Below are 7,355 nucleotides of genomic sequence, written 5' to 3'. Positions count from 1 at the left end.
GAGATGAGGCCCTCAGTCCTTTATTTCGACGTGAATGGTCAAGCGTCTACGAAGCCCTGCAAGATTGTAGCCCAGACCGAAAAAAGTTGATGCAACTGTACATCCAACAGATGTCACAAGTAGAACGTCCAGTATTGGCGATCGATCATACAGCGTGGTTAAGACCCCATGCACCTACCCTCAAAGAACGCACCTATGAACATCAACCCACGGCCTTACCTCACGGCATACCTGTCGGCATCGGTCAAGGATATAGTACGATTGCCTGGATACCTGAAAGTAGTGGCAGTTGGGCGCTGCCTTTGAGACACGAACGTATTACGAGTTGGGACAACCCAATCGGTAAAGGCGCTCAACAATTGGCGCAAGTGTGCCAATATCTTCAGAATAGACCGATTGTTTTATTTGACAGTGAGTATGGGTGTGCGCCTCTGGTTAAAGCAACCGCAGCCATCGCCGCCGATAAAGTGATGCGTATTCGTTCGCTCTCGTTGTTTGTGGTCAGCACCTCTATCTTATAGTGGTAAAGGAAGACCAAGAATTCATGGGAACCAGTTTAAGCTTAACGACACTCTAAGCTGGTGGGAACCCGAACAAACTCTGGAATCTGTTGAGCCAAAACTCGGAAAAATTCGGCCCGTGAAAATGGGATGACTTGCACTTTCGAGGCAGTCCCAAACATCCAATGACTCTAATTTTAGTCGAACGTTTAGAAACTGTAACGGGTCGATTAAATAGTCAACCTTTATGGTTAGTGTGGGTTGGTATCCAAATGCCATCTCTGGCTGAAATTTGGCAACTATATCTGCGTCGTTTTACCATCGAGCATTGGTATCGGTTAGTTAAACAAACCTTACATTGGACGGCTCGCCGAAGTTGAGTACCCCAGAACAGTGCTCTCGATAGAGTGATTTGATGCCTTTACTAACCTGGCAATTATGGTTAGCTAAAGATGTCGTCAGAGAAATTCGTTTGCCCTGGCAAAAGTCTCTACCTGAATTGACCCCGGTCAGGGTTGCACAATCAATGCTTCCACTTTTAATCAAGATTGGGACTCCCACTGTTGCTCCCAAACGTCGAGGAAACTCGGATGGATGGCAAACGGGAAAACCTCGCACCCGAAGATGCCGCTATCCTGTGGTCAAAAAGGGTAAAGGTCGGTTCCAAAAATCCACAAAATTGGTAAGTTAACCTTGAGAACCTCTCGCTGATCAACCATTTTTTCCACTCAGCTCATGCTGAGTCAATTTGTGCTTAGTCTAAACTCCAAAGATTAATTGCTGAGGCTATCTGCCGAACTTAGAACCAGAGTGGAAGACACGATCGTTCTAAGGAGAGATAGCCACCCGGAATTTGTCCAATAATTCAACGATGTTTAGGCTAGTCGATCGCGCGCAGCGATAAGTGATTTTTTCACTTGTTCAAACCCGGTACCCCCGTAACTATTGCGAGCCGCCACCACTTGCTGAGGTGCGATCGCGCTGTAAATGTCTGTATCAAAGGCTGGGTGCAAGTCTTTCCACTCCTCAAGTGTCAAATCTTTGAGGAGTTTGCCCCCCGAGAGGCAAGTTTTGACGACTTTGCCGACGAGGTTGTAAGCTTCCCGGAAGGGAACGCCTTTGGCAGCCAAGTAGTCTGCTACGTCTGTAGCGTTAGAAAAGTCTTCGGTAACAGCCGCGGCGAGGCGCGCGCCATTAAACGCGATTCCTTCCCGCAGCAAAATCGTCATTGCTTCCAAGCAACCCTGTACCGTTCTCACGGTATCAAACAAAGCCTCTTTATCTTCTTGCAAATCTTTGTTGTAGGCCAAAGGAAGTCCCTTCACTACAACCAACAAGGCTTGCAAGTTACCGAACACCCGCCCCGCTTTGCCGCGCACCAACTCCGGCACGTCGGGATTTTTTTTCTGGGGCATGATGCTAGAACCCGTAGCGCAGCTATCATTGAGCGTAATAAATCCAAATTCGTGAGAAGACCACAAAATCATTTCTTCTGACAACCGGCTCAGGTGAACCATAATCAAGCTAGCGGCTGCGAGAAATTCTATGGCAAAATCTCGATCGCTCACTCCATCTAAGCTGTTAGCATAAACCTTGTCAAATTGCAAGAGCTCGGCAGTATAATGTCGGTCGATCGGGAAAGTCGTCCCCGCCAGCGCGCCGCAACCCAAAGGCGAAATATTCACCCGCTTGCAGATATCGCCGAGACGTTCCCAATCGCGATCGGTCATTTCAAAATAAGCTAACAGGTAATGAGCCAAACTGATCGGCTGAGCGCGCTGCAAATGAGTGTAACCTGGGATTAAAGTTTCCACGTTACGATCGGCAATGTCGAGCAAAACCCCTTGAAATTCCCGCAATCGATCTCGAATGGATGCGATGCGATCGCGCAAATACAACCGAGTATCAGTACCTGCTTGGTCGTTGCGCGATCGGGCCGTGTGCAGCTTTTTCCCCGCATCCCCCACGATATCCGTCAGCCGCTTCTCTACAGCGAAGTGAACGTCTTCTGCTTCAACTCCCGGCACAAAAAGCCCTTGGCGGTATTCCTCGCGGATCTGTTCCAAACCATTGACTAACTGTTCGCCTTCTGCTGCGGAAATAATCCCCGTTTTTGCCAGCATTTTAGCGTGAGCGACAGAACCCGTCAAGTCGTACTCAATCAATTCAATATCGAAGCCAATACTAGCATTGAATCGGGCGATCGCCGGGTGCAGCGCCGATTCAAATCTTTGACTCCAAGTTTTTTGTTGTGTTGTCATTGCTCAAGCTAAAACTAGATTATATATCTCTTGCAGAAGTCTATAAAAACCCATTTGTAGCAAAGACTTTAGTCCTTCCTCCGGTTTGTAGTCGGGACTCAAGTCCTCCCTCCCAAATTCGGCAATAAAAAACTCAAGTCCTGACTACCAAATTTTTATACATCTGTTTACCATAAAAAACTGAAGTCTTGACTACAAAATTGTGAAACTTTTGCTGCATCCGAAAGAAGTAAAGTTTTGGCTAAAAACCTTTTTAATCCGTTCCCGATACCTTCAAAGACAAGAACTCTAAGGAATAATCCCTTTAAGGAACCAGCCAATAAAAATACCTATAAAAAAAGCTCCTATTTGACCAGTCGAAACAAAATTGTTCCAAGCTTTCTGGACATCCGCAAAAATGTCGTAGCTTTGACCCAAAAGCACCGTCCAACTCAAATGAGATTTCAAAACTAACACGTGAGCAGCATCGTTCCAATTAATCGAGCTGGTTAACCCAGCAGTAATTTCCGGGATTAAATTAACTATCATGGTGATTTTCTCCTGTTAAAGCTGTTAGCCTAAGTACAACCAGTGTCATGTCATCTTCATTGCGATTGCCGATGCCGATAAACTGGTGAACCCGATCGAACAAATAATCCAAAATTTCTTCAGAATGCTGATAATTTTGACAGGCCCACTGAAAAGCCGAGGTCAAGTTATCCTCATCAAACCGATCGCCCCTTTGATTAGCAGCATCCGTAAATCCGTCTGTGTAATAAATAATAGTATCTCCTGGCTGCAATTGAACGTGCGCTTCTTGGTAGTGAGAATCAGCATCCAGCCCAATTAACATTCCCTCCAAAGTATCGAGCTGAAGAATCGAATTAGTTGCAGCTTGCCACAGCAAAGGCGGGTGGTGAGCAGCATTGCTATAAGACAGAACGCGAGTTTTCGGGTCATACTCCGAATAAAACAGAGTCACAAAACGGTGGGAATTTTCCAAATCCGCGTGCATTACCCGGTTTAAATGTTGCAAAATTCTCGCAGGCGAGTGGCGGTTCAAAACCTCGGCCCGCAGCATACCCCGTGTCATCGTCATCAGCAGGCCAGCCGGCACTCCTTTGCCCATCACGTCGCCGATCACAATGCTCCAGCGGCCCTTGTCGATTTTGGACTTGAGATTTTTCATCAGGGATGGGGGGTGTTCCCCCTCATCTTCCTTGCCGATCGGGTCATAGTCAGCGGGAATAAAATCATAATAATCTCCGCCGACTCTGCTAGCAGTTTGGCAGCGGGCGGCCACGTCAAGGCCGGGAATTTTCGGACAACTGCGGGGTTGCAGCCGCAATTGAATTTCCGCCCCGATTTCTAACTCTCTGTCTAAGCGGTCTTTTTCAGCCAACTTAACAGTAAGTTCGTCTTTGCAAATCGCCACGGCGGTTTGATCCGCCACCAACCGAACTAATTTCTGTCTGCTGGGAGTCCAGAGATATTGCGGGTCACTGCTAAAAACATAAAGCCGTCCGCATTCCAAATTCTTAAGTAAAATGGGCGCCCCAAACAAATGAACATCCGGACCCAAATAACGGCCGACTTGCAGGTCGAGACTAGAGGTTTGCCCAGAGGTTTCCGAAAAAGATGCAGCATTCGCGCCCGCACCGGCTGTAGCTTGCCTGGTGGCTATTTCCAGCGCTTTTCGCATATCTTGGCACTGCCGTCCTTCCTGACAGTGCAACTGCTGGAACCTGACTTGACCGTTGGGTTTAAACAGCACTAAAGCTCCCCCGTCGGCGTCAGTAACGCGAGTCGCCACCAAAGGCACCAACTCCAAAAATTGGTTGAGATTGTTAAAACTGCGCAGGGCAAATCCCAGCGAACCCAACATATCTTGAACGTTGTGCTGGTATCGGTGCAAACGCGCCACCAGTTCTTTGAGGGCAAATACTGGCGTCGCATCGGTGGAATTGCGACCCGGAGGGCGGTCAGCAGGTTGAGGTGAGGGGCGAGGCAAAGGCACAGCAGTCATATTAAATTTGTGATTTTCTATCTTAGATGGAAAAGGAAGGATTGAGGACTTATATCAATTCCGGTTACACCGGAATGATAGGGAGTGGGGAGTCGGGAGTCGTCCGTCGGGGAATCTGGAATTATTGACCTTGACTCGATCGTACCCATGCAACCGGAAACGATATTACGGGCCACTTGAACAGAAACCCGTTTTTTTTCGAGCAAGTAGTTTGGTTTGAGCAAGTAAGTTGGGCACGCCGGACATTGGTATCAACTTATAGCAGAAGTCCGATGTCCGTCGGAAGAAGGAAGAAGGAAGAAGCAATAATAGCAAGGGTTTCAGCGATTAAGAATGTCCTAACCGTCTTGGCGGTTGCTATAAGTCTGAAATTCTTAAGAAATCTCGTTTATAGCTGAGTCTATATCCCCCTAAATCCACGGCGCTTGCTTTACTTGGGGGGCCCAACCGACCGCAGCGGGTCCCCGAATCGTTGCGGGGACTTTGACCATTTCCTGCCCCCCGACTATCAGGGGGGCGCCAGGGGGATCGGGAAGACTGTGCAATCAGACAGCAGACTGATACTAAATTTGAGCTTTATTTGACACGCTAATGACGAGCGCTTTGAGCCCAACCAAGTAATAACAGAACAAAGGTATTGTTTCTAGATATTTAGTTTTTACTCGCCACCGGGTGGCGCGAGGCGCAAGTCCTGCGATGGTAGTTTGAGGTTAAGGATTTGAGATTTTGAACCTCTGTATCCGCCTCCAAAAATTGGGACGACCACAGATACCTCATCAATCTAAAATCTAAAATCTAAAATCTAAAATCGAGTAGGGCTTCCACAAATTCGTAACTAGAAAACGGACGCAAGTCTTCGATGCTTTCTCCGACTCCAATAAACCGGATTGGCAGACCGAGCTGCTGCACTACTGCTAGGGCAACACCACCTTTAGCAGAACCGTCGAGTTTTGTCAATACTACTCCGCTTAATTTTGCCGATTCTGCGAATACTTCTGCCTGTCGCAAACCATTCTGACCCAGTGTGGCATCCAAGACCAGTAGAGATTCTACGGTAGCGCCTGGGGCTTTCTTATCTACAATGCGACGGATTTTACTTAATTCGTCCATCAGATTTTTTTTGTTTTGCAGGCGGCCTGCGGTGTCTACGATCAGCAGTTCTGTGCCTCGGGCGCTGGCGGCGGCGATCGCATCAAACACCACAGCAGCCGGATCGGTATTTTTCCCGGGGTTGGCAATAATTTCGACCCCACTGCGGGAACCCCAAACTTTCACCTGTTCGACGGCGGCGGCGCGGAAAGTGTCGGCGGCAGCAATCAGGGTTTTGTAGCCGGATTTTTGAGCAACGTGGGCTAGTTTGCCGATCGTCGTAGTTTTGCCCGCACCGTTGACTCCTACAATTAACCAGATGTTGAAAGTGTCTTTTTCCGGGGCAAATGTCAGGCTGTAGGCGGGATTGCCGGCGGCGGTGGAGGCACAGGGAGCGTCGAGAATGTCGCGCAGGATGCTTTTGAGGTAGGCTAGAGCCTGTTCTGGCGGCAGAACTTCTTGTTTGAGTCTTTCTTGGAGGCGAGTAATAATGATGTCGGTGGCTGCGACTCCCACATCGGCTTGTAGCAGCAAAGTCTCAATTTCCGCTACCGCGTCTTGATTGAGCGGGCCTTGACCGACGATCGCCTTTAGTTGATTAATTAAGCTGCGGCGAGTTCTTTCTAAGCCTTTCCGCAGTTTTTGCAGCCAAGTGATTTCTTCAACCGATACTTGGTCTGGGCGGCGGCCTTGACTGGCTAAGATTTCAGAAGACCACAGGAAGCCTTCGTCAAAGGCGAAACCGGGAATTTCTTCGATAATTGCCGCTCTCTCGGCGGCGGCTGCAATTGCCTCTGGTTCTTCAATTGCGGTTTCTTTGAGGCGTTCGATGCGCTCCATCCGAGAGGCAGAAGCTCTGGCCCAAAACGGCAGGGCTTCCGCTGCTGCGCCATCAGATGCCAGTGATTCGGTTTCTACAACCTCAGTTGCAGGTTCGGCAATTTCTATATTTTCTGCTGTAACTTCTAATTGTTGAGCAATAGGTGCAATGTCGATCGCCCCGGCTGTTGGTTGCAGAGTTTCTGCAATTTCTGCAGGCTCTGCTGCATCGAGTTCGATCGCATCGGTAGCTTCAAGTGCCGCTGGTTCTGCAACTTCTGGAACTTCTGCAACAGTTGGTGCTGTGGTTGCTGGTTCGAGTTCGTAAGCCTCCCTTGCTTCAATAGTCGTCGGTTCTGCAACTTCTGCAACTGTCGCGATTTCTGTGGAGGCTGCTGTCACCTCGGACCCTGCTGTCTCGGAAACTTCTGTTTCGGGTTTTTGCTGTTTTTGAATATTTTTGTAAGCAGCTTTAGCCCAATTGAGATAATCTTCGGCTACAGCGGGAGAGCTTTCCTCTGCTGTTGCATCTGTTTGAGGCTCAACCGGTGCGGATTTGGCCGGCTCATCTTGGGGCTGTTCGGGGGGTGTCTCTTTTTCTGAAGATTTGCTTTCGCTGTACTGGCGACGAAACCAATTAAATACCATAGTTTATGGGGAATAGAGAATAATTATTAGTCC

At 48.5% G+C, this 7,355-nt stretch carries 6 protein-coding genes; 2 read left to right on the top strand and 4 right to left on the bottom strand.

What is annotated here, in order from left to right:
- On the top strand, positions 1–521 hold a 521-nt coding region (locus tag QUB61_RS33015), incomplete at its 5' end, for a transposase (RefSeq protein ID WP_333134654.1).
- A 164-nt stretch (positions 522–685) separates the two neighbouring features.
- Entirely contained in the window at positions 686–880 is a 195-nt protein-coding gene (locus tag QUB61_RS33010; protein WP_333134652.1) for a hypothetical protein, read from the top strand.
- A 495-nt stretch (positions 881–1,375) separates the two neighbouring features.
- On the opposite strand, the gene argH is transcribed toward QUB61_RS33010, so the two are convergent.
- From argH to ftsY, 4 genes are all read right to left on the bottom strand, one after another.
- A complete protein-coding gene (gene argH, locus QUB61_RS33005; RefSeq protein ID WP_333134650.1) occupies positions 1,376–2,761 on the bottom strand; it encodes an argininosuccinate lyase in 1,386 nt (461 codons plus the stop codon).
- A gap of 288 nt (positions 2,762–3,049) precedes the next feature.
- Positions 3,050–3,289 carry a hypothetical protein gene (locus tag QUB61_RS33000; protein ID WP_333134648.1) on the bottom strand — a complete coding sequence of 80 codons (240 nt, stop codon included), beginning with the start codon at positions 3,287–3,289 and terminating at the stop codon, positions 3,050–3,052.
- Positions 3,279–4,766 (bottom strand): PP2C family protein-serine/threonine phosphatase, encoded by a 1,488-nt coding sequence (locus QUB61_RS32995; RefSeq protein WP_333134646.1) that lies wholly within the window; start codon positions 4,764–4,766, stop codon positions 3,279–3,281. The genes QUB61_RS33000 and QUB61_RS32995 overlap by 11 nt, the downstream gene beginning before the upstream one ends.
- A gap of 795 nt (positions 4,767–5,561) precedes the next feature.
- Positions 5,562–7,322, bottom strand: coding sequence for a signal recognition particle-docking protein FtsY (gene ftsY / locus QUB61_RS32990; RefSeq protein WP_333134644.1), 1,761 nt, complete (start codon positions 7,320–7,322; stop codon positions 5,562–5,564).
- Positions 7,323–7,355: the final 33 nt, after the last annotated feature.

Source organism: Microcoleus sp. C2D2 (assembly GCF_036702495.1).
In the GTDB taxonomy this organism is placed as follows: Bacteria; Cyanobacteriota; Cyanobacteriia; order Cyanobacteriales; family Microcoleaceae; genus Microcoleus.
The sequence above is the reverse complement of the archived record's forward strand: the minus strand, read 5'-3'. Positions and strand labels throughout refer to the sequence as shown.

Coding starts and splice junctions, on each gene's coding strand:
- QUB61_RS32995 (WP_333134646.1), bottom strand. CDS start 4,766: ATGACTGCTGTGCCTTTGCCTCGCCCCTCACCTCAACCTGCTGACCGC.
- QUB61_RS33000 (WP_333134648.1), bottom strand. CDS start 3,289: ATGATAGTTAATTTAATCCCGGAAATTACTGCTGGGTTAACCAGCTCG.
- QUB61_RS33010 (WP_333134652.1), top strand. CDS start 686: ATGACTCTAATTTTAGTCGAACGTTTAGAAACTGTAACGGGTCGATTA.
- ftsY (WP_333134644.1), bottom strand. CDS start 7,322: ATGGTATTTAATTGGTTTCGTCGCCAGTACAGCGAAAGCAAATCTTCA.
- argH (WP_333134650.1), bottom strand. CDS start 2,761: ATGACAACACAACAAAAAACTTGGAGTCAAAGATTTGAATCGGCGCTG.